At 61.3% G+C, this 22,124-nt stretch carries 28 protein-coding genes and 1 pseudogene; 2 read left to right on the forward strand and 27 right to left on the reverse strand.

The window, feature by feature from the left end:
* Positions 1-2: 2 nt before the first annotated feature.
* The 23 genes and pseudogenes from WLZ34_RS06860 to WLZ34_RS06970 all read right to left on the reverse strand — a co-directional run bounded on the left by WLZ34_RS06860 (position 3) and on the right by WLZ34_RS06970 (position 18,721).
* Positions 3-506, reverse strand: a pseudogene (locus WLZ34_RS06860) (biotin transporter BioY).
* Between the two features lie 185 nt (positions 507-691).
* On the reverse strand, positions 692-1,729 hold the full coding sequence (locus WLZ34_RS06865) for a D-ribose ABC transporter substrate-binding protein (protein ID WP_434731293.1): 1,038 nt from the start codon (positions 1,727-1,729) through the stop codon (positions 692-694).
* A 124-nt stretch (positions 1,730-1,853) separates the two neighbouring features.
* Entirely contained in the window at positions 1,854-2,819 is a 966-nt protein-coding gene (locus WLZ34_RS06870; protein ID WP_434731294.1) for an ABC transporter permease, read from the reverse strand.
* Positions 2,820-2,822: 3 nt separating this feature from the next.
* Positions 2,823-4,346, reverse strand: coding sequence for a sugar ABC transporter ATP-binding protein (locus WLZ34_RS06875; protein ID WP_434731295.1), 1,524 nt, complete (start codon positions 4,344-4,346; stop codon positions 2,823-2,825).
* A complete protein-coding gene (gene rbsK / locus WLZ34_RS06880) occupies positions 4,347-5,291 on the reverse strand; it encodes a ribokinase (protein WP_434731963.1) in 945 nt (314 codons plus the stop codon).
* 104 nt (positions 5,292-5,395) lie between these two features.
* Positions 5,396-5,815 carry a D-ribose pyranase gene (gene rbsD / locus WLZ34_RS06885; protein WP_434731296.1) on the reverse strand — a complete coding sequence of 140 codons (420 nt, stop codon included), beginning with the start codon at positions 5,813-5,815 and terminating at the stop codon, positions 5,396-5,398.
* 38 nt (positions 5,816-5,853) lie between these two features.
* Positions 5,854-6,123 carry a hypothetical protein gene (locus WLZ34_RS06890; RefSeq protein ID WP_434731297.1) on the reverse strand — a complete coding sequence of 90 codons (270 nt, stop codon included), beginning with the start codon at positions 6,121-6,123 and terminating at the stop codon, positions 5,854-5,856.
* 4 nt (positions 6,124-6,127) lie between these two features.
* Positions 6,128-6,598: an NADH-quinone oxidoreductase subunit B family protein gene (locus WLZ34_RS06895; RefSeq protein WP_428727368.1), complete on the reverse strand. Its 471-nt coding sequence runs from the start codon at positions 6,596-6,598 to the stop codon at positions 6,128-6,130.
* On the reverse strand, positions 6,591-7,103 hold the full coding sequence (locus WLZ34_RS06900) for a 4Fe-4S binding protein (RefSeq protein WP_434731298.1): 513 nt from the start codon (positions 7,101-7,103) through the stop codon (positions 6,591-6,593). Before WLZ34_RS06900 ends, WLZ34_RS06895 begins: the two co-directional genes overlap by 8 nt.
* Positions 7,097-8,719, reverse strand: a complete 1,623-nt coding sequence (locus WLZ34_RS06905) for an NADH-quinone oxidoreductase subunit C (protein WP_434731299.1) — start codon at positions 8,717-8,719, stop codon at positions 7,097-7,099. The genes WLZ34_RS06900 and WLZ34_RS06905 overlap by 7 nt, the downstream gene beginning before the upstream one ends.
* Complete coding sequence (locus WLZ34_RS06910) at positions 8,720-9,583, reverse strand: NADH-quinone oxidoreductase subunit H (protein WP_434731300.1); 864 nt, start codon at positions 9,581-9,583, stop codon at positions 8,720-8,722.
* A gap of 5 nt (positions 9,584-9,588) precedes the next feature.
* A complete protein-coding gene (locus WLZ34_RS06915) occupies positions 9,589-9,870 on the reverse strand; it encodes a hypothetical protein (RefSeq protein WP_428727372.1) in 282 nt (93 codons plus the stop codon).
* Positions 9,867-11,384 carry a proton-conducting transporter transmembrane domain-containing protein gene (locus tag WLZ34_RS06920; RefSeq protein WP_434731301.1) on the reverse strand — a complete coding sequence of 506 codons (1,518 nt, stop codon included), beginning with the start codon at positions 11,382-11,384 and terminating at the stop codon, positions 9,867-9,869. Before WLZ34_RS06920 ends, WLZ34_RS06915 begins: the two co-directional genes overlap by 4 nt.
* A complete protein-coding gene (locus tag WLZ34_RS06925) occupies positions 11,365-12,888 on the reverse strand; it encodes a proton-conducting transporter transmembrane domain-containing protein (RefSeq protein WP_434731302.1) in 1,524 nt (507 codons plus the stop codon). The genes WLZ34_RS06920 and WLZ34_RS06925 overlap by 20 nt, the downstream gene beginning before the upstream one ends.
* Before the next feature lie 7 nt (positions 12,889-12,895).
* On the reverse strand, positions 12,896-13,393 hold the full coding sequence (locus WLZ34_RS06930; protein WP_428727375.1) for a 4Fe-4S dicluster domain-containing protein: 498 nt from the start codon (positions 13,391-13,393) through the stop codon (positions 12,896-12,898).
* Between the two features lie 6 nt (positions 13,394-13,399).
* Positions 13,400-14,503, reverse strand: a complete 1,104-nt coding sequence (locus WLZ34_RS06935) for an FAD-dependent oxidoreductase (protein WP_434731303.1) — start codon at positions 14,501-14,503, stop codon at positions 13,400-13,402.
* A 134-nt stretch (positions 14,504-14,637) separates the two neighbouring features.
* Positions 14,638-16,209 (reverse strand): proton-conducting transporter transmembrane domain-containing protein, encoded by a 1,572-nt coding sequence (locus WLZ34_RS06940; protein WP_434731304.1) that lies wholly within the window; start codon positions 16,207-16,209, stop codon positions 14,638-14,640.
* A gap of 10 nt (positions 16,210-16,219) precedes the next feature.
* Positions 16,220-16,705, reverse strand: coding sequence for a Na+/H+ antiporter subunit E (locus WLZ34_RS06945; protein WP_434731305.1), 486 nt, complete (start codon positions 16,703-16,705; stop codon positions 16,220-16,222).
* Position 16,706: 1 nt separating this feature from the next.
* A complete protein-coding gene (locus WLZ34_RS06950; protein ID WP_434731306.1) occupies positions 16,707-17,099 on the reverse strand; it encodes a sodium:proton antiporter in 393 nt (130 codons plus the stop codon).
* On the reverse strand, positions 17,092-17,847 hold the full coding sequence (locus WLZ34_RS06955; protein ID WP_434731307.1) for an MnhB domain-containing protein: 756 nt from the start codon (positions 17,845-17,847) through the stop codon (positions 17,092-17,094). The genes WLZ34_RS06950 and WLZ34_RS06955 overlap by 8 nt, the downstream gene beginning before the upstream one ends.
* A 3-nt stretch (positions 17,848-17,850) precedes the next feature.
* On the reverse strand, positions 17,851-18,099 hold the full coding sequence (locus tag WLZ34_RS06960) for a hydrogenase subunit MbhD domain-containing protein (RefSeq protein ID WP_428727381.1): 249 nt from the start codon (positions 18,097-18,099) through the stop codon (positions 17,851-17,853).
* The gene (gene mnhG / locus WLZ34_RS06965; RefSeq protein WP_434731308.1) at positions 18,096-18,446 is read right to left on the reverse strand and encodes a monovalent cation/H(+) antiporter subunit G; all 351 of its coding nucleotides are present in this window, start codon (positions 18,444-18,446) and stop codon (positions 18,096-18,098) included. Before mnhG ends, WLZ34_RS06960 begins: the two co-directional genes overlap by 4 nt.
* Positions 18,443-18,721: a monovalent cation/H+ antiporter complex subunit F gene (locus WLZ34_RS06970; RefSeq protein WP_014737657.1), complete on the reverse strand. Its 279-nt coding sequence runs from the start codon at positions 18,719-18,721 to the stop codon at positions 18,443-18,445. Before WLZ34_RS06970 ends, mnhG begins: the two co-directional genes overlap by 4 nt.
* Positions 18,722-18,838: 117 nt before the next feature.
* Between WLZ34_RS06970 and WLZ34_RS06975 the strand changes: the two genes are divergently transcribed.
* On the forward strand, positions 18,839-19,147 hold the full coding sequence (locus WLZ34_RS06975; protein WP_434731309.1) for a hypothetical protein: 309 nt from the start codon (positions 18,839-18,841) through the stop codon (positions 19,145-19,147).
* A gap of 9 nt (positions 19,148-19,156) precedes the next feature.
* On the forward strand, positions 19,157-20,083 hold the full coding sequence (locus WLZ34_RS06980) for a S1C family serine protease (RefSeq protein WP_434731310.1): 927 nt from the start codon (positions 19,157-19,159) through the stop codon (positions 20,081-20,083).
* 28 nt (positions 20,084-20,111) lie between these two features.
* Here WLZ34_RS06980 and WLZ34_RS06985 read toward each other — a convergent pair whose 3' ends face one another.
* The 4 genes from WLZ34_RS06985 to WLZ34_RS07000 form a co-directional block, all read right to left on the reverse strand.
* Complete coding sequence (locus WLZ34_RS06985) at positions 20,112-20,846, reverse strand: phosphoribosyltransferase family protein (protein WP_434731311.1); 735 nt, start codon at positions 20,844-20,846, stop codon at positions 20,112-20,114.
* 102 nt (positions 20,847-20,948) lie between these two features.
* The gene (locus WLZ34_RS06990; protein WP_434731312.1) at positions 20,949-21,386 is read right to left on the reverse strand and encodes an Lrp/AsnC family transcriptional regulator; all 438 of its coding nucleotides are present in this window, start codon (positions 21,384-21,386) and stop codon (positions 20,949-20,951) included.
* Positions 21,371-21,700: a hypothetical protein gene (locus WLZ34_RS06995; protein ID WP_434731313.1), complete on the reverse strand. Its 330-nt coding sequence runs from the start codon at positions 21,698-21,700 to the stop codon at positions 21,371-21,373. The genes WLZ34_RS06990 and WLZ34_RS06995 overlap by 16 nt, the downstream gene beginning before the upstream one ends.
* Positions 21,701-21,704: 4 nt before the next feature.
* Positions 21,705-22,079 carry a class II SORL domain-containing protein gene (locus WLZ34_RS07000; RefSeq protein WP_434731314.1) on the reverse strand — a complete coding sequence of 125 codons (375 nt, stop codon included), beginning with the start codon at positions 22,077-22,079 and terminating at the stop codon, positions 21,705-21,707.
* Positions 22,080-22,124: the final 45 nt, after the last annotated feature.

Genomic DNA, 22,124 nt, shown 5'->3' on the forward strand with positions numbered 1-22,124 from the left:
CTCTAGGGCGACAAGTGCTCTTTCAGCTCTCTGAGCAGCCTCACCCTCACTTTGTTTGTGACGACGACCAGGCCGGCCGCCGCGAGCGCCTTGAGCAGGTCCCATGGTATGAATATGAGCACACCGGACACGAGCCCCGCCACCACAGCTGCGGCCAGGCTGGTCCTAGCCACAGCCGCGAGCCACGCCGCCAAGTAGGCGTAGCCGGCCGCGTAGATCAGGAGAGTGGAGACCAGCGAGGACAAGACGAGCTTCCTGGGGGTCAGGACCCTACCGGACGCCAGCCTCCCTCCCACGAAGCTGGCCAGTTGGAAGCCCAGCAGGTAGCCGAAGGTGGGCGAGAACACGTATGCGGGCTAACCCCCGTAAGCAAACACCGGTAGGCCCGCTAGGCCGAGGGCGGTATACGACAAGACGGGCCTCCAAGCCCTCTCCCTCAACACGAGGATGATGTAGAGGAGTACGAGTGTCTGCAGCGTGAACGGCACGGGGGACAGCGGGGTCACGAAACGGGCCTTGCTCGAGGCTGCGAGCGCTAGGACGCCGAGGGCGACCTCAAGGAGTGCGTACCCAGCCCGGGCCGAGACCTCAATGTACTCCTGTCGCGACAAGGCCCCGCACCCCGGTGTCTCTACAGGGGGGCCTGGGTTAAAAAGCGGTGTGAGGTGAGAAGGGGAAAAATGGTAGGGGTTTAAGGTGCTCCCGGCAGCGGCTTCGGCGTGGAGACCTCCTGCTGGAATGTGTCGGCGTTGGTCTTCGTCACCACGACTGTCGGTGTGGGGATCCAGTCTGCGGGTGGGTTCCAGTTCTGGGTGACCCTGTAGTACGCGGCCAGGACACCCCAGTAGCCCTGTAGGAAGGGCGACTGGGCTATCGTGGCGTACATCTCACCCGCTTTCACGGCGGCGATAGCGTCTGGGATGGCGTCGTAGCCCACTACTATGATGTCCTTGCCCGGCGTGAGCCCGGCCCCTTTGATGGCCTGTATAGCGCCGAGCGCCATCTCGTCGTTAGCCGCTATCACCGCGTCCACTTTCTTAGCGGCTAGTATCGACTCCATCTTGCTCAGGGCCTCGTCCCTCCTGAAGTTGGCCACCTCCTCCGCTACGATCACGACCTTACCCTGCGATACAAGCGGGTCTAGGACGTTGTGGAAGCCCTTGTTCCTGTCAATGGCGGCGGTAGTGCCCGGGATACCGTTGAGTATCACGACATTCCACGGAGTCGGCTTACCGCTCGCTGTGAGGGCCTGGATCAGCGCGTTAGCCGCCTGCTCAGCGCCCTTAACGTTGTCGGTACCGATGAAGACGAACCTCAGGGTCTTGTCGGCGACGTCACGGTCTGTCGTCACAACGGGTATGCCAGCACTCTTAGCCTTGCTCAGGGACGGCTGGATGGCCTGTATGTCCGTGGGGTTGACGACGAGGGCGCTGAACCTCTGGCCCACAGCCGTCTCTATCTGGTTGGACTGGAGCGAGGGGTCGTCTTTAGCGTCGTAGACCACCATCTCTATGTTGACCCCCTTGTTCTTGAGCTCGGTTACAGCCGCTTGAGCACCGTCGCGTAGAAGCGCGAAGTACGGGTTGCCCAAGTTGCTTATGAAGAGGCCTACCTTGATCCCAGAGGGTCTCTGGCTACTGTAGTACCAGTACGCGAGCCCGCCGGCAATGGCGATGACGACAATAGCTATAATGACGTAGGTTATGGTTTTAGACAGAGCCTTACCCATAGGACTCAACTGTCGCACTTTAAATAACTAGTTCAGCCAGGTAGTATATAAGTCTAACCGGAACATGAGTTCGCACTTATAGAGATAGAAAATAGAAATAGAAGACGTGTTTACCGAGGTAGCCTCACTTGACGTAGCGTAGCCCGCGGGTGAGCGTGAGGGCCGCTACACCTAGTATGAAGCCTTTGACCACCCACTGGAGGTACGGGTTCACTCCGAGGAGGATGAGTATGTTTGATATCAATGTCAGTATGTAGGCTCCTATGAACGAGCCCACGGGCGACCCGACACCGCCTGTGAGCTGTATCCCGCCTAGCACCGAGGCCGCAATGGCGTCGAGCTCGCTACCGTAGCCTGTCCACGGGTAGGCGGCCTGGAGCCTGGCGTTCATCATCAGGCCGGCGATGGCGTAGAGAGACCCCGCTATCGTGAACACGGCGATCTTTACGTTGTCCGCGTTCAACCCGGAGTACCTCACAGCCTCCTCGTTGCCGCCTATAGCGTAGACCTTCAAGCCCAGCGTGGTCTTCTTCAGTATGAAGTACGTTAAGGCGGTGAAGGCGATGAACAGCCAGACCATGTTGGCGAGGCCTGCTGTCTCGTCTGTAAGCCACTCGTAGCCCACTAGCCCGTATATAGACGTCCCGCCCGTCACGAGGAGGACCAGGCCTCTAGCGGCGACCATAGAGGCGAGCGTCGCGACGAAGGACGGGATCTTCGCCTTGGTCACGGCCAGGCCGTTGACTAGGCCGATCAAAGCGCCCACTCCGACCCCGATCAACGCGCTCAGTATTACGGGGAACCCGTAAACGTTGCTCGCGAGTGCGGCTATTAGGCCTGCGAGCGCCATGGTCGAGCCGGGCGAGAGGTCGATACTCCCCATCATGATGATCATGGACTCGCCAAGGGCGAGCATGACCAGTGGCGAGGCCTGTAACAGCAGGATCTTCTGGTTGTAGACCGTTAGGAAGTAGGGCGAGATCACAGCTGAGGCGAGGTACAGGACTACCAGCGCGACGAGCGGCTTGGACTCCTCGAGAGACAGAAACTTCCTCACGAGAGCAGACAGGCTGGTCCCCTTTAAGCCCACGGCTCAACCCCCGTAGCCGGACATCAACTTCACGACCTTGTCTCTACTTACTTCTCCTCTACGTAAATAACCCTTGACCTCCCCCTTGTACAAGACGAGGATCTTGTCGGAGAGCGTGAGGGCTTCGTCGACGTCGGAGGTGGCCAGGATGATCGAGTGTCCCTCCTCGGACAGTCTGGCAATGATCCTCCTGATCTCCACCTTAGCGCCGATGTCTATGCCCATCGTAGGCTCGTCGAATATGAGTATCCTAGACCTGCGCGCCAGCGCCTTGGCTATGACCACCTTCTGCTGGTTCCCCCCGCTCAGGTTAGACACCTTCGTGTACAAGGAGGGCGTCTTGATGTTGAGCCTTCTAACCCAGTCGCCGGCTATGGCCTCCTCTAGGACTCTTTTCCTGACGAACCTCGCGACCAGGTCTATTGACGGCAGTAGGATGTTGTCTTTCACGCTCATGAGAGGTACTATGCCCTCCAACCTCCTGTTCTCGGGGAGGTAGAAGATCCCCAGTTTCGCGGCGTCGAGGGGGCTCCTTATCTCCACCCTCCTCCCCTCGACCCACACCTCTCCAGAGACCACCCTCTGCATACCGATAAGCGACTTAGCCAGCTCGGTCTTACCAGAGCCTAGGAGGCCTAGGACCCCCAGTACCTCGCCCCTCATCAACTCGAAGCTGATGTTCCTGAGAGGCACCTCGGAAGGCCTAGTCGGCTGCGTGCTCAGGTTCTTGACTACTAACAGGGGGTGCCCTGCGGTCTCGGCGGCTGGTTTATAGGCGTAGAACTCTGACAGGCTCCTCCCCAGCATGAGGGAGACCACCTCGGACGCGCTGGTCTCCGAGACCCTCTTAGTGGCTACCTTCACCCCGTCGCGTAGCACGGTGACCCTGTCGGCGATCCTGAAGACCTCGTCGATGTAGTGCGTTATGTACACAACAGCCCTCCACCTCGACTTCAGGTCTCTTATCACGCTGAACAACCTCTCCACCTCGCCGGGTGTGAGGGCGCTTGTGGGCTCGTCGAGGCAGATCACCTTTGCGTCCTCCGCGAGCGCCCTAGCTATCTGCACCAGCTGTTGCTCCCCTACCCCGAGGTCTCTCAACTTCGTAGAGGGGTCGACGTCCAAGCCGACCATTTTAAGGTACTTCGAGGCGTAGTCGTCCAGCTCCCTCTTACTTACGACGAAGCCGGACGTGCGGCCGCGCGACATTCTCGACACGAATATGTTCTCCGCTACTGTGAGGTTCGGGTAAACCATGAGCTCCTGGTGTACAAGAGTAATACCGTGCCTCTTAGCGTCGGCCGGGCTCCTGATCCTCACCTGCCTCCCGTCGACGTAGATCTCGCCTCTGTCAGGGGGGTGTATACCGTTCAGTACCTTGACGAGCGTGGACTTCCCGGCCCCGTTCTGCCCCACTACGGCGTGGACCTCGCCGTACATGACGTCGAAGTCGATGTTGTTTAGAGCGACGACGCCCGGGAAAGTCTTGGTCAAGTTGACGGCTTTGACCGCGGGGGGTGTGCTCATCTAGGCCACCACGACCGGCTCGTACTCCTGGAACTCCCTCCTCTGTGTGAAGACGTCTAGGTCGGCCTTCCACGGCAGCCCAGTCTGGGCGCCCGGCTTCGTCACCTTTATAGCAGCTGCCGCGACGCCTATTTTCACGGACTCCGGGAGGGGGAGGCCTGCGGCCAGGCTGTACGCCAGGCCGGCGTTGAACGCGTCCCCCGCACCAGTCGTGTCCACGACGCTCACCCGGAACGCCGGGAACAACAGCGCGTAGTCTCTCGCGACGAGGACTGCGCCCTCGGACCCCATCGTCACAACCACGTGTTCTACACCCATTTCAATCAGCCTCTGACCAGCCTCCACCGCGCTCTTTACGTCGGTCACCCTTACACCTGTGAGCAGCGAGGCCTCCGACCTGTTGGGCGTGATAACGTCTACGTGTCTCAAGACCTCTCCCCGCAAACTGCTTGCGGGAGCGGGGTTTAACACCACGTAGTCGACGTACTCGCCCGCCTTCGCGAGCGAGTACTCGACGAGCCCGAGGGGTATCTCCAGCTGGGTCAGGAACACCTTGGATGCGGAGAGAGCCGGCTCAGCCCTGTCTACGTCCTCTCTCGACAAAGCGTAGTCCGCCCCGGGGTCGACGGCGATCATGTTCTCGCCCGTCTCGTCGTTGACGTAGATAACAGCTACACCGGTCTCGTGCTCGTCGGAGAACGCGATGTAGGAGGTGTCGACGTTGTTAGACTTGAAGTTGTCGACGAGCATCGCGCGGAAGCTCCTGCCGATCTTACCCACCATGAAGGTCTTTAGCCCTAGCCTGCCGCAGCCCACGGCCTGGTTGGCGCCTTTACCCCCGGGGAGTATCGTGAACCCGTGCCCGAGTGTTGTCTCGCCCGGGTGTGGGAACCTCTTAACTCTAATTACGAAGTCCACGTGTATACTACCGAGGACTGTTATCATGAAGCTCACGTTGACAGACTTGAAATAACTCTATAAACTCGTGTGATATATACGTTAGCTCTTTTTACTACATGCGGTACCCAAGGTGGGCTGCGGCCCCACTCCTAGAAGGGGACGCCGGCGACTAGGGCTATGTTAGAGTACGGCGTGTACTCGCCTGTCCTCACCACGAATCTGGACGAGGCCACGTATACGGCCTTGAACTCCTCGTGGGGCACGTACTTCAGCTCGAAGTTCTTCCACGACGCCTTGTTGGCCTCGATCAAATCGAGTACCCTCTTGTGCACCTCGGGGTTACGGTCCTTTATCTCGTTGGCTAGAACTGCCTTCTCGACCACCACGTTCCTCAACACCACCTCCAAGACCTCCAGGAACCTCGGTCTACCCGGCGCGAACGCCAGGTCTATCCTCTTCTTCCCAAGCGGTACGGGGAGCCCCGCGTCTGCGATAACGAACACGTCTGTGTGCCCGAGCTTAGACAGCTCGTAGAGGAGCTCGGGGTGTATGATCTGGGACTTCAACAACGCCTCCACCCAACTTCATAATCTGCCCCCAAGCTATATTACTGCAACCCCGGGCCGCCGCCCTCGAGAGAGAGCACCAGGTAGCTCTCACCCAAGAGCTCCCTCCCGAGAATTCTCCCGACATGCTCGCGGTCCGTGACCAGCGCTCTCCGCTTGCTCACCAGCTCCCTGAAGACGTCCTCGGGGAGTACCTCCCTCGCCCTCTCCGGGCTCATCGAGGCCTCCTCTACGCAGTGGTGGATGTCAGCTATGAAGTGCCTGGGGAACGGGGGCCTGTACTCCCTCGGGGTGCACTTGTAGACTCTCACAACCTCACTCGCTGTACGCCACCTCGCTCTTGACCTTCTTCTCGACTAGGCCCTTGAAGAGGGCGACGGCGTACAGTATGCTCTCGGGCCTAACGGGGCAGCCCGGGACGTAGTAGACGCCGTCCACCTTCACCCCGCGGGCCTCGAGGACCTTGAGCAGCTCCCTCACCCCGCCTATCGTCGAGTAGGTGTCGTGCCATATACCGCCGCCGACGCCGCACGAGCCTAGCGCTATGATGTACCTGGGCCTGGGCATGGCCTCTATCGCGTTGACGACCTTGGGGAGGGCCTCGATAGTCACTGGGCCGGTTAAGAGTATCACGTCGGCCTGCCTGGGCGAGGGGACGAGCTTGACGCCGAACCTCTCCGCGTCGAACCACGGCGTGAGGGCGTCGAGTACCTCGATATCGCAGGCGTTGCACCCACCGGTGTTGAGGTGGTATACCCATATGCTCCTCTTGACGCTCTCAGACACCGCCCCTCCTCCTCGCGGCCGCCTTCAGCACTCTCGCCCTCCGGCACTCCGGGCACTCGTTGGCGTAGTACTCCGACACAGCGGACTTCTCGGTCACGTACTCGACCATCCTCCTCGTGGCGAACCCGCTGCCGCACTCCCGGCACTCAGCCCTCCTGTGGACCGTGTAGTTGAAGAGGTCCTCCACCTTGTCGGTGGCGAGCTCGAACTCACGCGTGCCGACGATTGCCTTGACAGGGCAGACGTCGACGCACCTCCAGCAGAATATACACCTGCCGACGAAGTACCTTATCACGAGCCTGTCGGGGGACTCCATGAGCTCCAGTGCGTTGGGCGGGCAGGCCTTGACGCACGCCCCACAGCCTATGCACTTGGACGCGTCTATCTTGATAGCCCCCCTGAAGTCGCTCGTGACGAGAGGCTCCTGGTAGGGGTACTTCACTGTGACCCTCCCCTTCTCCGAGGCGACGACTATCAGCTCCACTGGCTTGAGTACTCTCACCACGACGCCCCCACCTCCAGCCTCTCCACCACCCCGTCGTCCCTTACGACGACTACGCGGTCGGTGCACGAGAAGCACGGGTCTATACTGGCGATGGTGAGCGGGGCGTCCGCGAGTCGCTGGTCCCTCAGCATGACCTTTAGAGCCGGTATGTTCGCGTAGGTCGGGGCCCTGACCCTCCAGCGGTAGGGCCTCCCGTCACCCGTGAGGACGTAGTGTATGTCGCCGCCCCTTGGGGCCTCCACGACCTGGACGCCCACTCTGCCCGGGGGTATCTCGACCTTTTCGGCCATGATCGGCCCCTTGGGCAACTTGTCGAGCAGCTGCTCTATGATCGAGACGGACTCGAAGACCTCCTCCACTCTCACGAGGACCCTCGCCATGTTGTCGCCCTCGGTGTAGACGGGTACTCTGAACGAGGCGTACTTGTAGGCGGCGTAGGGCAGGTCCCTCCGCGCGTCCTTGTCTATCCCCGAGGCCCTAGCCACGGGCCCCTCGACCCCCAGCCTCCGCGCGTCCTCCTTGGGGAGTAGGCCGGTGCCCGCCAGCCTCCTCTTTACGTTGGGGGCCGAGACAGCGATCTCGACGACTCTCTTGAAGTCCTTGACGAGCCCCCCTAGCTCGGAAAGCACCTTGCTCTTCTTCTCCTCGTTGATGTCCCTCCTCACGCCCCCCACGAGGTTGATCCCGTAGGTCTTCCTACTGCCGGTCAGCGTCTCTGCCAGCACCATGGTCCTCTCCCTGACGCGCCACATGTGCATGAAGCCCGCGTCGTAGCCCAGTAAGTGGAAGGCGACGCCTAGTAGTAGCAGGTGGCTGTGGAGCCTCTCGACCTCCAGTACTATAGACCTTATGAACTGCGCCCTCTCCGGGACGTCCACCCCCGCGGCCTTCTCCACTGCGAGGGCGTAGCACGTGCTGTGCTCGAAGCCGCATATCCCGCATATCCTCTCCGCGAGGAAGTTGACCTGCTGGTAGTTCATCCTCGACTCCGCGAGCTTCTCAATACCCCTGTGTACGTGGAACCCCCTGTACCTCACGTCTACGACCCTCTCCCCCTTGACGTAGAGCTCGAAGTACTCCGGCTCGTGCAGCGCCGGGTGGTAGGGGCCGAGCGGGACTGTGCCCACCTCCTTCCTCAGCGCGACCCTCTCGCTCCTCGCGAGCGAGACGTCGGGCCTGCTCTTGTAGTCGAACTCCTTCCTCAGGGGGTGGACGCCCTCGGGCCACCAGTAGGGTAGGACGAGCCTCTCCAGCCTCCTCCCCTCGAACCTTATACCCAGCATGTCCCAGGCCTCGAGCTCGCACCAGTCGGCCGCCGGGACCACGTCCGCGATGCTCGGCGCTACGGGGTTCTCAGGGTCTAGGTAGGACTTCAACGCTATGTAGAGGCCGCTCCTGTCGTCTGTGAACAGGTGAGTTATGGAGAAGTGGTTGTTCAAAGGCCTCTCGTCCGTCCCCACGCACGTCCTGAAGCTCGCGCCGTACTCGTTGAAGATCTTGTCGGCTATGGGCCTCAGGTCGGAGGGGTCGACAACCAGGTGTACCGTGTCACCGTGGGCGACCCACTTACCTCCCCGCTCCTGGGCCAGCCTTACGTATTCCTCTACCCCGGGCATCTACACCACCAGCCCCACGAAAGCGCCCGCTATGAGGACAAGGTAGAGCTTGACAAGGGACTTGAACGCCGTGTCGACTCTAGCCCTTCCCATGAGAGTCGAGGCGAGCCCGTACAACGCCCACACGCCGGCGAGTGACGCCAGGTAGGCCAGGGGCGCCAGCGGGCCGCCCGGGCCCGCGGCCATTGCCACGAGGGACAGGGGTATCAGCTGCGAGAGGGACCTCGACAAGAGGAGGTTGTAGAGGGCGAGGAACAGGGCCTTGCCGCTCAGCTCGATGAACCCCCCTGAGGCGATCTCGGGCTCGGCCTCGCTCAGGTCGAACGGAGTCCTCCGGCTGGAGACGTAGCTCGCTACAAGGACTGCGGAGAACGAGAAGCCGGCTGCCACGTAGCCCCAGAGACCCGGCCGGGACGAGAAGGAGACCGAGTAGAGGACTACTCCTAGGACCATGAAGGGCTCGTTGGCGAGCGACACGAAGACTTCCCTGAAACCTCCTATAACACTGTATGGGTTTGGGATGATTAAATACGACAACGCTAGCGCGGCTTGCGACGTGAGGTAGAAGACCAAGGTGTAGACGACGTACGCGGTGTTGAGCGTGGCGAAGTACATGTAAGCGCTGAACACGCCGAGTGCTGTCAGGACAGCGGCCGTCGACGAGAGGTAGAAGTAGTATGGTATCGAGCCGAAGACGCGCGTCTCCTTCCTCAACAGCTTGAGGGCGTCGAGTAGAGTCTGGGTGACCGGCGGGCCGATCCTGGAGTGGACCCAGGCCTTTACCTTCCTCTCGACGCCGTCCATGAAGAGCGGCAGGACTAGTGTGGCGGACGTGGCGATAGTGGCTGCGAGGACCTCCTCCACGGCCATCACCTAAACAGCAGCGATGCGAGCACTACTACCACGAAGACTATACACGACCAGATGGCCGCCATGATCATGGGCTCTATCATCCTCACCTGTATCTTGTTCAAGACAACCGCCAGCCTCTCGAATACGTAGGAGACTGTGGAGAACACCCTCTCGCCCAGCCTCATGGTGAAAGACGTGACGTCTAGGAGGGTCAGCCCCCTCCTCCTGAGCCTGCTCACCGTCTTCTCCTTAAGCTCCTCCAACACCCTGCCTATAGACGACTTGAAGTAGGACGTCATAGCTCGACACCCGTAGCCCAGGGCTTCTCCTCTGGTAACGCGGCCCTCCTGAGATGGAGCCCGATGACGAAGGGAGCGAGGGCTGCGTAGGACACGAGCACGAAGACTGCGGGGGCAGACGGCAACAGGAGCGCGAGAACCGGGCTCGCGATTATTAGACCGGAGAGGAACCTCTCGCTGACCACCTCGAGCCTCCCCACCTCCGGCTTCTTAAGCCCGGCCCTGGCTGGCGAGGACGTGTAGGAGGCCACCAGCTTGACGCTGTAGATCACCGAGAGAACGCTCGAGACCACCAGGGCGGCCGCGACCACAAGCGCCCACCAAGCGGGGCCCTCGGGGGAGGCCGCCCGGCTCAGCGCAACTGTCAAGACGGCGTATATGGTGAGGGCCTTCATAGTGAACCCGAGCGTGGGCGGGGCGCCGGCGAGGCTCATGGCCGCCACGACCGCGGGCGTGGTGGCCTCCGGGGCCACGCTGTCCACGTAGCCGAGGTCGTAAAGGTTGTGCGAGCCGGCCACCTGCTCTAGGAGCCCCGCGTTGAGGAAGCCGAGCGTCTTCGTCAAGCCGTGGTAGAAGACGTAGAGGACAGCCAGAAGAGCCGTGTCCACGGGTAGTAGGCCCCTTAGGCCTAGTAGGACCGTTATCACCCCGGTGTGGCCTATGGTGCTGTAGGCGAGCAGCCTCTTCAGGTCGTCCTGGGCGGACGCGGCCAGGAAACCGTACAGCGACGAGACCAGGCCCTGGGCGACCAGGACGGCGTTGACCACCGCCGGGTACTGGAACAGGGTCTGCGTCATGAGGAGCATGAAGGCGCCTAGCTTCACGACCAGGCCGCTGAGGATGGCGGAGCCGTGCGAGGGGGCCTCCGGGTGGACGATCGGTAGCCACATGTGAATGGGGAACTGGGCTAGCTTGGCCGTGAAGCCGACCACGAGTAGCAGGGCGGGGAGGAGGCCCACGCTCGCGGGCGTTGCCGCGAGCTCGCTGAAGCTCGCTGTGAACGCCTCGTAGACGCCTGTGCGGCCCGAGACGAGCACCCAGAAAGTGAACAGGGAGAGGTCGCAGGGGAGCATGCTCAGAACTATGTACGTGACGGCCACTCTGTAGTTCTCCATCCCCTTCTCGAGCAGGATCACGAGGAGGAGGACGAGGTCTAGTGTGAACCAGGCGACGAATAGCTCGATGAGGTTGACCGAGGAGAACGCCACTTCGAGCAGGACTAGGCTGAGGTCTATGACGGCCTGAGGGTACGAGGCCGAGCCGTACACGATCCTGTAGTAGTCCTCGTTGTGCAGGCTCACGCCGATCGAGACGAGGAAGGAGAGGACCAGGAAGAAGTACTGGAACCACAGGAGCCCGTAGGGAGCGTAGACCAGGGAGACCAGCGGCACCGCGAAGCCCGCCAGCCTCAGCGCCCTGCTGAGCCTCGGGCGCGAGTCGACCGAGAGGGCCCCCGCTAGCACGAGCCCCATTGAGAGGGCGTCGACCAGGGCCTTAAGCAGGGGCTCGGGCAACGCCGGTCACCACCCTGGCGGTCTGTAGCAGGGAGACCAAGAGCGGGATCGGGAGCGTCGACACGGCCAGGGCTGCAAGCCACCCCGGCCCGCCCAGGCCCTGTAGTAGCAGGGCTGACGGGGCGAGGCTCAGCAAGCCCATCGCCAGAACCGCGGCTTCAAGCGGGGTGTTCGGTTGCTTGAACTCGAGGGGCGGCCTCCTGGACCTCATGCTCGCCGTGTACACCGAGAGGACCCTCACCCCCACTACTGCGGAGAGGGCTATGTAGAGGGCGGCCCCCGCTAGGGCCGCGACCGCTGGAGGGCCGCCTCCCTCGACGACGCCGCTGAGTAGCAGGTACATCGACAGGAGCTTCGCTAGGAAACCGACCGTGCCGGGCACTCCGATGAGTGTGTACACCGCTATCAGCACTCCCGGGCTGGAGGTCCTGAGCTGTTGGGAGACGCCCGCGAGGCCCTGGATGTACCTCGTCCCGTACGCGAGCTCTATTAGCCCCATTCCGCAGAACAGGACGGTCTTGTAGCCCATCTGCATTAGCATTACGAGCACTACGGCCACCAGTAGGAGGGTGCTAATAGGGCTGGACAGGTAGAGCGCGAAGAGCAAGGCTGTGAAGCCGTTGGTCAGGATAGTCGTGTACGCCAGCATTATCTTGCCGTCTCTCTGCCCCAGCGCCTCCAGTCCCGCGTAAGCGATGGAGGACAGGCCCATGGCCAGCAGGAGGTAGGCCAGCGACTGCGACCAAGCCGTAAGGTCGACTATCTCGCTCAGCCTGAGGAGCCCGTAGAAGCCGAGGGGCGTCGTGAGGCCGCTTAACAGGGCGGACGCCGGCGAGGGCGCTGTCGAGTGGGCTCCCGGCAGCCAGAAGTGGAGGGGGAAGAGAGCCGCCTTGGCGACGAACCCGGCGAGGAGGAGGGCTAGGAGCACCGGGCTTGAGACCTCCACCACCGGGGTGGCGCCGGCGAAGGGCTGGTACAGGGCGTTCGGGGAGTATGACGACACGATCGACGGGACGGAGAGAACGATGAGCGTGAACGCGGTTATCTCGAAAGCGGTCGTTGAGGTGAGCAGGTACCCCCTAGCAGCTCTCAGCGACCCCTCCGTCGAGTACTCCTCGCCGATCCTGACGAGCACGAAGCCGATTATCTCCATGAAGCTCCAGGCTATGACGAATAAGATGAGGTTCACCGCCAGGTAGGTCAACGATATGGAGAAGCCGAACAGCGAGACCAGCAAGGGGAGGGACCTCGGTAGCCTCTCCGCTTCAACGTAGTAGGTTGTGTAGAGCGTGACGACAACTACTAGAGCGAAAGACGTCACGGAGAGTACCAGCGACACCCAGTCGACTACCGAGTAGTTATACAGGAGGAGCGCGGCGAAAGCGAACAAGCATGCCGATGAGAGAGCCGGGAGCAACCCGGCTGGGCCGCGCCTGCCCGCCGAGAGGGCGAGGGCCACTACGCTGAGCGCCAGGGCCGGGGCAGCCGCGTGGAGGGCGTCCATACACCCGCTACCTTAACGCCTCGAACCTAGCCTTTGCCATCGACTCCGCTATCCTCTTCTTGCCGGCCTCGTAGACGAGGGCCTCCTCACCGTACAGGATAGCGCCGGCCGGGCACATAGACACGCAACCCGGTGTCAGCCCCGTCTCCCTCAGCGGCTTGCACAGGTCGCACTTGCTGGAGACCTTGAGGACGGGTTCCAGCTCCGGGATGCTGAACGGGCAGGCGTAGAGGCAGGCTAGGCAGCCTATACACTTGCTCTTCTCCACGTACACCGCCCCGGACTGGTCCCTCGTCATGGCGCCGGTCGGGCAGACCTCTACGCAGGGTGCCTTCGAGCAGTGGAAGCACGAGAGGGGTATGTCCAGACCCAGCGATGTCCTGTACACCTTGATGAACGGCCTGCCGTCGTGTAGGAAGTCGCACGCCGCCTCACACGCGCCGCAGCCTATGCAGGCTCCCAGGTCTATTACCCTAAGGTACTTGGGCTGGGGAGCGGACGCCACGCGGGCTCACCTCGCAGTCAGTGGGGCCTTAACCAGTTGCGTCTCGAGCCAGTTCTCGACGAACCTCCCCGCGTACAGCCCGGACTTTACCGCGGGCCCGACCCTAGAGGGCCCAGTCACCACGTCTCCTGCTGCGAAGACCTTCGGGTTGCTGGTCTGGTAGATCTTGTTCACCGATACAGACCCGTCCTTCTTGAGGCTGAGGCCCAGCTTCCTCAAGACCTCCTCGCTACGCGTGACCGGCGGGGTGGGTGCCTCTCCTGTCGCGAAGATGACTAGGTCTGCTTCGAGGACGAAGTCGGCCCCCTCGACGGGGACCGGCTGAGGCCTCCCCGACTCGTCCGGGGGTCCTAGCCTCATCCTCTGGAACCTCACTCCCTTCGCGCGGCCGTTCTCGGCTACCACCTCGACAGGGGAGGCGAGCTCCACGAAGTCCACTCCCTCTCTCCTGACCCTCTCGACCTCGTATACGCCGGCCGGCGCCTCTCTGACGGTCCTCCTGTACACTATAGTCGCGTCAGCGCCCATCCTGCTGGCCTGCTCAGCCGCGTCGATAGCGCTGTAGCCTCCCCCTATCACGACAGCCCTCCTAGACCTCGGTGGAGGCGACGCCGTGAAGCCGAGCTCGAAGACTCTGACCCTGTAGAGGTAGTCGAGGGCTGAGACCACCCCCTCGGAGCCCACGCCCGGGAGCCTGGGTATCTTCGACTCCCAGGTGCCCGTCGATATCAGGACGGCGTGGTAGTCGTTGACGACCTCTTCGAGGGTGACGCCTTTCTCGACCAGCGAGTCTCCCTCCTCGTGCCTCACCTCTCCAGCGAACACCTTCGTCCTAGTGTAGAACCTTACGCCGAAGACCTCCTCCAGCCTCTTGGCGCCTTCGAGCACCCTCTGCTTCGGGATCCTCCAGGGAGGTATCGCGAAGACCATCATACCCCCGGGGAGAGGTTGCTTGTCGAAGACGTCGACCTCGAAGCCCCGGCAGACAAGGTAGCCCGTCGCGGCGAGGCCGGCGGGCCCAGCGCCGATCACCGCGACCCTCAGATTCTTCGACGCGGGCTTGCTCCGGCAGAGGAAAGCAAAATTCATGAAGTCCAAGTAGCCCCCCATGTAAAGTTAACCGTAATGACTCTTATAAATACATTATACAAACAAAATTTTACGTGAATCCCACTCGTTGTGTGATCAAGGAGGGGCTACTCGGGTGGGACTAACGGTATTGACTGCGACAGCAAAAAACGGCGCTATCCGGGCAGCCCGTAGAGGCTGGTGCTCAGAGACCTGAGGTACGACGCGACGTCTCCCACGGCCTTGACCGGCTCGTAGAACACGTAGTCGAAGGCAGACCTACTGAAGGTGAACACGAGGCCTGCCGCGATGAGGAGGGCGCTCAAGACGACTAGCACGCTCTTCATGAGCGGCGCGTGGACGGGCGCCGGGGTCTGGGTTGGTGGGGAGACGAGTAGGACGTAGAAGAGCCTCATGTAGGAGACCAGCCCTACTGCGCTTGATACCACGAACAGGACAGCCGCAGCGACGTTGTACTGGAAGAGGGCTTGGTATATCAGGAGCTTCCCTAGGAAGCCCGGTAGGGGCGGTATCCCGGCGAGCGTAAGGGTCGACACCGCGAGGGCCGCGCCCGAAGGCAGTATACTCCGCCCGAGACCCGCTATCCTGTCGAGCCTCCTCGAGGCTGCGGCCCTGATCACCGGCCCCACGGAGAGGAACAGGGTGGCCTTCGCCAGCGAGTGGACCACCGTGTAGTAGACGAAGCCCAGTACTCCTATAGGCGAGAGCGTAGCTATGCTCATGAAGACGAACCCCATGTTCATGACTGTGGAGTAGGCTATGAGCCTCTTCACGTCAGCCTGGACGACCATTAGTAGGCCTCCCAGGAAGCTGGAGACCAACCCTGTCACCAGCGCGACGAGCGAGACCGACTCCACGACTACCCTCACCCCGGGTAGCTGAGACGCGCTGAAGCCGAGGTACAGCACCTTGTACAGGGAGACCGCCCCAGCGTTGACGACGAGCCCGCTGAGCAGGGCGGATACAGGGGTGGGGGCGGCCGGGTGGGCGTCGGGGAGCCAGAAGTGGTTGGGGAAAACACCGCTCTTGATCGTGAAGGCCCAGAGCGAGAGGGCGAGGACAAGCCCGACGGCTAGCGCAGCGTCTTCTAGCGGCCCCCCTGTCACCGAGCTGCCCGGGTAGCCCATGGCCTTGAGGCCTATGTCGACCAGGTTCAGGCTGCCGAACACGGCGTATACTATCGCGAGTGCGAGGAGGAAGCCCGTGGTCCCGAGAGCGCCGATGAAGGCGTACTTCAGGCCCGAGACGATCGAGGTGGCCCTCCACCTGTAGTACATGACGAGCCCGTAGCTGGATATCGCCGTGACCTCGATCATGACGAACAGGTTGAAGACGTCCCCCGTGTATATGACGCCGAGCAGCCCCGTCTCGGCCCCGAGCAGCATCATCAGGTACCACGGGTAGCCCGAGTCTCGTATGTACTCGTAGCTGTACACGAAGACGAGGAAGGAGACGAACGCCGTTACCAGCGCGAGGAGGGCGTTGACCCCGTCCACCACGTAGACGATCCCGACAGGCCCCGGCCACCCTCCCGCGTTGTAGACGACGACCTCCTTGCCGGCGTAGACCTCCACGGCGACGGCCAGGCTGAGAACGAGCGCGGACAGGGAGAAGAGCGTCGCGTAAGCGAACGTGGCCCTCCTAGACTTCGTGACGAGGTAGACGACGGGCGTTGTGAAGGCCCCTAGGACGGTGGCGAGCGGGACCAGCCCTACCAGGCTCTTCACGGTCCCACCCCTACTCGAATATCTTGAATGCGTAGTCCTCGAACTCTGCGCTTATAGCCAGCCTCGCCTCCTCGGGCTTGGTCGAGGTGACGTCTATCCAGTTGACGTAGAACCAGCCGTCTCTCTCGTCGACCACTACCGTGCCCGGTGTGTTGGTGATCGAGACGGCTATCAACAGCCTCCCGTACCTGCTCTTGGCGTAGACGGGTATCTTCGCGATGCCCGGGTTCAGCCTCGTCGTGAACACCCTCTTCACGACGTCCATGTGCGCCTTGAACTCGATCACGGTCATGTACTTCAGCGCGTAGTAGAAGAGGTGGATGTAGCGCCTGGCCTGCAGTAGCTTTTTCTCGTCTGACACGAGTAATCTCGAGGCGGGGACCCCGACGAGCGCGGCGACGGCCAAGCCGGTGGCTATGTCGTACGGGGTGGTGCTGCCGGTGTAGACGATGTAGAAGAGGAATAGCCAGAGGGTGACTAGGACCTCTCTGAACACGCTACTCCACCTCCTCGAAACCGACCAGCTCCCTCGCGGTCACGGTCTTCTTCAGCCTGTAGGCCTGAATGATCCCGAAGCCGATCAGGGCGTTCACGGCCATCCCGATGACTATGCCCGTCAATACGAGGGCCTGGGGTACAGGGTCCACCGCGTGCTTCACCAGGTAGTCCAGCTGGTCGCGTGTAAGCTCCACGTAGACTGGTGGTACAGTGGGGTAGACGAGCCTGTAGCCCACCATTATGAAGAAGACGTAGACCGTGTCCGAGAAGATCGTCAGGGAGATCAGCTTCTTCGTCAGGCTCCTCCCGTAAATGATCCCGTAGACGGACACCAGGAGGTTGACTGCCAGCAGCCCTACGAGAAGGCTCCACACTAGCCCGGCCTCACCCATGGTCCTCGCCCCTCTCCTCCTCGTGGAACTCCTCCTCGAAGGACAGGTAGAGGAAAACCGCAGCGAACCCGGAGGCTACGGCTATGTACTCCGACGAGTTGTAGAGGAGCAGGCTACCGCTGACGAGCTGGCCCAGGATGTAGGCGGGGTAGAACTTTATGTTTGTCACTACCTCGAGGCCCTTGAACACCGGCAGGAGAGCCACGAGGCCTATCGCCGTCAGGGCCAGCCCTCTGAGGGCGACGAGGAGGCCCGGGGTCAGCCTCCTCGCGAGGAGCGCGTAGTAGGAGAATATCGGGATCACCAGTAGGGGGGCTATAGCGAGGGTTGAGCCGCCCTGGAACCCGCCGCCCGGCGTTAGGTGGCCGTGGAGGGCTACAGAGGCTGAGACCACGACTATCAGGGCCGCCACTATCTTCGTGGAGGTCCGGGATATCTCCGTCAGCCCCACGCCCCTCTTCAACGGTGGGGTCTTGGAGACCCTGAACACCGCTAGACCCGCTACTACGGCGAGGAAGAAGACGGCTGTCTCGTAGACCGTGTCGAGACCCCTGTAGTCCCACACAATAGCGGTCACGGCCTCCGGGCTCATCGCGGTCATGTTCCCGAAGAAGGTCTCCTCCACGTAGAAGATCCCGAGCCGTTTGATCTCGTGGGGGGGCTGTAGGCTACCGGTAGCGTAGACTACTAGGGCTAGCGCCAGCGCGAGGGAGTAGACGAAGACCATCCCCAGCAGTCTCCTGCCCAAATCCTACACCTCGAACCTCTCGGTTTTACTCACAATGAATATCAGCAGCCCTGAGTAAACGCCGACGGAGATGGCGATGTAGGCCAACAGTATGTCTGTCGCCGCGAAGACTTGGAACAGAATGCTGTAGGCGATGCTCTGCCCAGCCGAGTAAGCCGCCGCCTTCAGTAGGTCCTTCTCTGTGACAGCCAAGTACGTGAATAGCGTACTTAGGACGCCCGCAAAGACTAGGGTGAGGTAGACCAGTATCACTCCTCCTCACCCAGCTGGTTCACGACGGGGCTCCACTCCACTGCCCTCGCCTTGTGGGCTGCGTAGGCTAGCAGGTGGCTTCCTATGGGCGCCACGAGGAAGAGGACGAGCGCTGTGGCGAGGCAGCCGCCCGCGATAAAGGCGTTGTTCGGTATAGGCGAGCCGAGGGCCATGAGGGCCACGCCGATCAGCGGTAGGACAGCGCCGTAGATGGCCCCTATCGTAGCCGCGTGGAGCCTGACGTAGAAGTTGGGGAACCTCAGCATCCCCAGCCCCGCTATGAAGTCGAAGACCCCTCCTACGAAGACCACCACGACCCCCGCCCAGAAGACGAGGTCGCTCGTCAAGCCCCCACCTCCTTGGAGACCAGGTACTTGGAGGCGAAGACGTCTAGTAGGTACGCCCAGAGGGCTAGGAGGATGGCCGGGGCGATCATGAGGGGTGACTGGTAGTAGACCGAGAGGAGGGCTAGGAAAACTGCGAGGTCGTAGGATATGCAGTCGACTGCGAGGATTATGTCGGGTACAGTGGGCCCCTTCACCGCCCTGGCGGTGTACATCAAGACAGCGGCGATGTAGGGGGCCGCGAGGATCGCGAAAAGGAGGTGCGTAAACTCCACCATGACAGGACCACGGTTCTCAATAAGGTGGATGCGTGGTAAAAATAGTTTGCGGCGTTAGGTAGGCCTAAGGGTAATGTACATATAGCCCCTTGCCCACACTTATAGACAGGTGTCCTCATGGAGAGAAGGGAGCTCGCTAGGGCGGTCGAGAGGTACTTCCAGCTGCGCGAGGACGAGGCCGTTGACCTGGCAGACGAGCTGGACACGCTCTACAACAACATGAAGGCGAAGTACATCGAGCTCCTCTGGAAGCGGGGCGAGGGCGGGGAGGGTGCTGCGGGAATACTCGAGAGGGCTGTGGAGCTCTTGAATAAGGAGGAGCTGAGCCAGGACGAGGAGCTCATACTCATCGCCCTCCTCGACATACTGTCCACGGACCTCTACGACAGGTACCTACTCTACAAAGTGGAGGCAGGGGAGGAGTAGGTGGTCTAGGTGAGACTGGAGGAGCTCAACGAGGAGATCGCGGGCATCGTCGAGAGGGTCAAGGACTCGGTTATAACGGTGGCCACAGAGATCAAGGTGCCCCTGCTCTTCTTCGGCTACGAGTCGTTGAGGGGGTTCGGCTCCGGCTTCATAGTGGGGAAGGGAATTGCCGTCACGAACGCTCACGTTGTCAAGAACGCCTCTAGAGTAGCCGTGACTTTCAGCGACGGCTACTCGCACGAGGCGGGTGTGATAGCAGCCGACGCAAGCAGGGACCTCGCACTGCTTGAGGTACCGGACTACAAACCTCCCATAGAGCTCGGGGACTCCAGGCAGATAAGAGTCGGCGAGATAGTGCTGGCCGTCGGCTCACCCCTGGGGCTCTTCGAGCACTCCGTCACGATGGGCGTCGTGAGCGCGACGGGCAGGAACATCTACACCGAGGAGCTTATGCTCGAGGACCTGGTCCAGACCGACGCCGCGATAAACCCGGGTAACAGCGGGGGGCCGCTGGTCAACCTCCGCGGCCAGGCCATCGGGGTGACGACCGCCATCGTCCCCTACGCCCAGGGCATAGGCTTCGCCATACCCATCAACACAGTGAAGAGGTTCATACTCATGATCGAGAGGTACGGCAGGCCTGTCAGGGCGTGGATAGGCGTCTACGTCGCCCCTCTCAACCCCACAGTGGCCGGCTTCTACAGGCTGGGAGTGAAGAAGGGCCTTATAGTGGCCAGGGTCATCCCGGGGACACCCGCGCACCACAGCGGTCTGAGGGACGGGGACATCCTCTTGGAGGCTGACGGCAGGGAGCTCGCGAGGACCAGCGACTTGAGGGAGGCGGTTGAGGAGGCTATCGACAGGGGCTACGTGACGCTCAAGGTGCTGCGCGGTGGGAGGGTCTTCGAGGTAGACGTGGAGGTCCTCGTCTCCTAGGTTTTTCACCCCGCCAGCGTACACGTCGTCATAGAGTCAGGAGGGCGTGCACTGGGCACTCCAGCTCCCTCTCCAGCATCTCTACCACCTCTCGCGTCGTCACCATTAAAACGCCGGCCTCGACCACACCCCCCTTCTTCACGACGTACCTGGACATGGACTTCACGGTCGCCCCCGTCCACACCACCCCGTCCACGACAACGGCTCTCTCCCCCTTGAGGTCCAGTGCGCTGGGGAAGGAGACGGTTCGACGAGTCGCGTCGAGGGAGTAGGCCGGGCCCTGACCAGCTGTAAAGGAGCGGCCCCCGGCCACCTTAGCCGCCTTTATACCGTAGACCAGCCTCTTCCCGAGGGCTACCGCCATTAGGGTGGCCAGGACCAGCCCGGCCCCCTCCACGGTGACTATGTAGCCGAACTCGAGGTCTTTAACCGCGTCTATGGCCTTGTACAGGAAGCAGTATAGGCTGAGGGGGTATCGTGAAGTCAAGTTGTTCAAGTGGGGGAAGGGCAGCGGGGCTTCGCGGATGCTCCTCCTGAGCTCGGCGTCCTCGTCGACGTGTGCCAGCCTAGAGACCAGGTCGGCCGCCCTTCTAGCGCTGACCGGCTCCTTGTTACGCATTATCCTGCTCAACTCCTGCACAGACACGCCCAGCCTCCTCGAGATGTTAGTGAGGGTGTCTCTCCTAGACGCGGCGTACAGCTTGCACATCAGCTTGGACAGTAAGTAGACCTCCTCTACCTTCCCCGCCAGGGGGCGTCTCACCTAGGTGTATACTACTGAGCCCGCCTTCAAATACACCTCGCACAAAAGGGCCGCACCCTACTGCAGGGGTGTAGACTGAGTGGGTGTGGCAGGTGCGGGGGGCTAGACCCTCATCTCGTCCTTGATAACGTCGCTCACGATAGCTGGGTAGACCTTGACGACCCCGTCCAACCGGGATATCTCGTCGTGTATTTTTATCATCTCCTCGGACGACCTCGCGAATATGAGCGCGATCACGTTGTGGTCGCCGGAGGTCACTACCAAATGCTTCACGTAGTCCCTTTTCTTGAGCTCCTCTATCACGTTGAACAGCTTGTCGGGCTCGACGTTCACACCCGTTATACTGACCTTACTGTAGCCGAGCTTCCAGGGGTCTACTATAGCGGTGTACTTCTTTATGACGCCCTCCTGCTCTAGTTTCCGGACCCTCTTCATCACCGCTACGTCGCTTAGACCGATCTCTCTCGCGATCTCGCTGTAGGTGGACCGGGCGTTCTTCAACAGCTTGTCGATTATCTTCAGGTCTACTTCGTCGACCATTCCTCATCGAACCTGTCCGGCACTTTACTTACCCTGAAAACGCCGACCCTCTTATAGTCCTCTTCGCCCTCCGGCTCTATGTACTCCTTTAACTCGGCGTCCCCGCCCAGGCTCTTCATCACGTAGGCGAGGTCTTCGACCCAGTCCCTGATTCCGCAGGTGTGGCAGAAGGACCCCTGGAACTCGACGACCACGGTGCCGTCTTCTCTCACGTCTACGAGCCTAGCCTCTGCCTCGGGGGCCCGGAACCTGTTGTAGAGCTCGATGGACTTGAGCACGAAAAAATACTTCTTGTTTTCGCCCAAAAACGACACCTCTTTACTCGACGAGTATGTCCTTGGAGGACTCCCATACACCGTGGAGGTTGCAGTACGCCTCGGCTATGAGCCTCCCGCTCTTGGCTAGCTTGAGGGTTACCTCGACCACGGGCTCGTGGTAGACCGGCTCGAACACGTACCTCCCCAAGAACACGGGGTTGAAGGCCCTGCCCTCCTCCTTGAAGTAGAGCTCGACCCACCTGATACTGTGCTCAACGGTGTTTGGGTGCGGCCCCACCTCGACCCTGACCTTGAACGGGGTGTTCTTGCTCACCTTGTCGGGGGCGTGGATCCTAGGTGTGTGGGACTCAACCTTGGTGATCGCCTCGCCGCTAGCCCTCTGAGGCGTGTATATGAGGTTGCCCAGCTCACTCATCTAACTCACCCTTTCGGATTCCTAACTGTTTAATTAAAACCAAAG

Source organism: Thermogladius sp. KZ2Tp1 (assembly GCF_051131135.1).
Classification (GTDB): domain Archaea; phylum Thermoproteota; class Thermoprotei_A; order Sulfolobales; family Desulfurococcaceae; genus Thermogladius.

Coding starts and splice junctions, on each gene's coding strand:
- WLZ34_RS06865 (WP_434731293.1), bottom strand. CDS start 1,729: ATGGGTAAGGCTCTGTCTAAAACCATAACCTACGTCATTATAGCTATT.
- WLZ34_RS06875 (WP_434731295.1), bottom strand. CDS start 4,346: ATGAGCACACCCCCCGCGGTCAAAGCCGTCAACTTGACCAAGACTTTC.
- rbsK (WP_434731963.1), bottom strand. CDS start 5,291: ATGATAACAGTCCTCGGTAGTATACACGTGGACTTCGTAATTAGAGTT.
- WLZ34_RS06905 (WP_434731299.1), bottom strand. CDS start 8,719: ATGCCCGGGGTAGAGGAATACGTAAGGCTGGCCCAGGAGCGGGGAGGT.
- WLZ34_RS06915 (WP_428727372.1), bottom strand. CDS start 9,870: ATGACGTCCTACTTCAAGTCGTCTATAGGCAGGGTGTTGGAGGAGCTT.
- WLZ34_RS06925 (WP_434731302.1), bottom strand. CDS start 12,888: ATGGACGCCCTCCACGCGGCTGCCCCGGCCCTGGCGCTCAGCGTAGTG.
- WLZ34_RS06935 (WP_434731303.1), bottom strand. CDS start 14,503: ATGGGGGGCTACTTGGACTTCATGAATTTTGCTTTCCTCTGCCGGAGC.
- WLZ34_RS06950 (WP_434731306.1), bottom strand. CDS start 17,099: ATGGGTGAGGCCGGGCTAGTGTGGAGCCTTCTCGTAGGGCTGCTGGCA.
- WLZ34_RS06970 (WP_014737657.1), bottom strand. CDS start 18,721: ATGGTGGAGTTTACGCACCTCCTTTTCGCGATCCTCGCGGCCCCCTAC.
- WLZ34_RS06975 (WP_434731309.1), top strand. CDS start 18,839: ATGGAGAGAAGGGAGCTCGCTAGGGCGGTCGAGAGGTACTTCCAGCTG.
- WLZ34_RS06990 (WP_434731312.1), bottom strand. CDS start 21,386: ATGGTCGACGAAGTAGACCTGAAGATAATCGACAAGCTGTTGAAGAAC.
- WLZ34_RS07000 (WP_434731314.1), bottom strand. CDS start 22,079: ATGAGTGAGCTGGGCAACCTCATATACACGCCTCAGAGGGCTAGCGGC.